The organism is Halobacillus salinus, from assembly GCF_004684905.1.
In the GTDB taxonomy this organism is placed as follows: Bacteria; Bacillota; Bacilli; order Bacillales; family Halobacillaceae; genus Halobacillus; species Halobacillus salinus.
In genome coordinates, this window is the sequence record NZ_SRJC01000014.1 from 1 (window position 1) to 1,875 (window position 1,875).

The following is a 1,875-nucleotide window of genomic DNA, read 5'->3' on the forward strand; positions in this document are numbered from 1 at the left end:
AAACCTTATAATGATGTGGTGGTGAAGGCGAAGAGGTCACACCTGTTCCCATGCCGAACACAGCAGTTAAGCTCTTCAGCGCCGATGGTAGTCGGGTTTACCCCCGTGAGAGTAGGACGCCGCCACGTCAATAAATGAACCCCTTAGAGGATTTCCTCTAAGGGGTTTTTCGTCGTTCAATCAATCGAAGAATTGATAAAACATAATTTATAGATTACTTCTGTTTAATATAAACGAATGATTATTACTTGTGAACTATAAATGGAATGAACTTGAATAATTACTAATTGATTAAGAGAGAGTGTTTCTAGATTGAAGAAAACATGGGGTGGATTGAGAATCCTAAAGTGTAAAGCTCCCTTCCTACTATATGAGCTCCCCCTTTTTCTCCATGTTGAAAACGAAGGGGTGTCCGTAGTTATAGAAGGGGCAGTTTCTTTGCTAATAGATTGTTGGACACTATGATAAACCGGTGGCGATGAACGTGGATATGTGAAAGCTGCTTTTTCTATCTCCAAAAGTTCCGATATGTAACGAGCTTGAAACCTATGGAATGTAGTGTCCTTATGTATATAATCTATAACGAAATGAATCAGAAAGTAGCTGTGTTTCAAAGGTGGATGGGTTCCTCGAGGCGGCTGCCAATGAATGATCCAATCAATAGGAGTCGCTATCAACAGAGGAACTCTTACAAGATAAAGGTAATTGAAAATGCAATCATTCTATTGCTACAAGTGTTTGAAGCAGAAACGGATCGTTACATATGTACAGAGAGTAAAGTGGATTGTTTTCTATCTGGCTTCAGACATCATTGTACCTCCCCATTATAAGCGAGGAATAGAACATTCCGTCAGAAAGTAGTTTGTCTGCTTTCAAAACCCCTTCTACTTCGAATCCGTGTTGTTTATAGAGGTTGATGGCAGACTTATTCTCTTCAAGGACTGATAAGCATACTTTTTTGATGTGATTCTTTTCCGACCAAGCCAAAGCATGAGATAACAGTTGATGTCCTATCCTATATCCCCAGTAATCTCTTAGGATCCCTATACCAAAATCTACTTTATGGCATGTTCTTTTGAGGTCCGTCCCTTCACACCGCGCGAATCCCACTAATTGTCCCTTCACTTCTGCCACAATGAAAAGATGCCGAGGGTGCTCTGTATCTGCGGCGATAATTTGTTGAAATCCCTTTTCATCTATATAATCTTCCCCCGGCTCTCGATCCAGGTTCTCTGTTTCGCCATCTATTCTACATCGTAATTTTTCTAATTGCTTTGCGTCGTGCATAGCGGCAGAACGGATTGTGTAGGTTAACCCTCTCACTCTATAGCAACCTTCTCTTGTCATGTCGATCAGCTCCTTTAACAAATATATCGAGTAGCTTATCAGTAGTTTAACAGATTGCTAAAGAGGTCGTCCCATACTCTTTTTAATATTTTCTAAAAAACCCTTGCATTCTATGAGAGAAAGGTGGTATATTATTAATTGTCGCTTTGAGAGCGGCTCAAAACAAATTAAAAAAAGTCATTGACTTTACTAGTTTGTTTCTGATATATTAGTAGTTGTCGCGTTGAAAGAAACCGACACACAAAATCAAATCATGAAAAAAGTTATTGACATCAAATAACGAAACATGATACACTAATTAAGTCGCTGTTTTGAACAGCAGACACAATTTGATCTTTGAAAACTGAACGAACCAACCAGTACGTCAATATTTTTCTTCTTAGTGAAGAAAAGACAACAACGCACATTCGGTGTGCAAATGAGCAAGTCAAACTTAACTTTTATGGAGAGTTTGATCCTGGCTCAGGACGAACGCTGGCGGCGTGCCTAATACATGCAAGTCGAGCGCAGGAAGCGAGCTGATCCCCT

The 1,875-nt window shown here is 39.8% G+C and carries 1 protein-coding gene and 2 rRNA genes; 2 read left to right on the plus strand and 1 reads right to left on the minus strand.

Annotated features, from left to right (window positions below):
- Nucleotides 1–14 precede the first annotated feature (14 nt).
- A 5S ribosomal RNA gene (gene rrf / locus E4663_RS19530) occupies nucleotides 15–128 on the plus strand.
- Between the two features lie 673 nt (nucleotides 129–801).
- Here rrf and E4663_RS19535 read toward each other — a convergent pair.
- Nucleotides 802–1,347 carry a GNAT family N-acetyltransferase gene (locus E4663_RS19535; RefSeq protein WP_135328838.1) on the minus strand — a complete coding sequence of 182 codons (546 nt, stop codon included), beginning with the start codon at nucleotides 1,345–1,347 and terminating at the stop codon, nucleotides 802–804.
- 439 nt (nucleotides 1,348–1,786) lie between these two features.
- Between E4663_RS19535 and E4663_RS19540 the strand changes: the two genes are divergently transcribed.
- A 16S ribosomal RNA gene (locus tag E4663_RS19540) occupies nucleotides 1,787–1,875 on the plus strand; the annotation flags it as partial.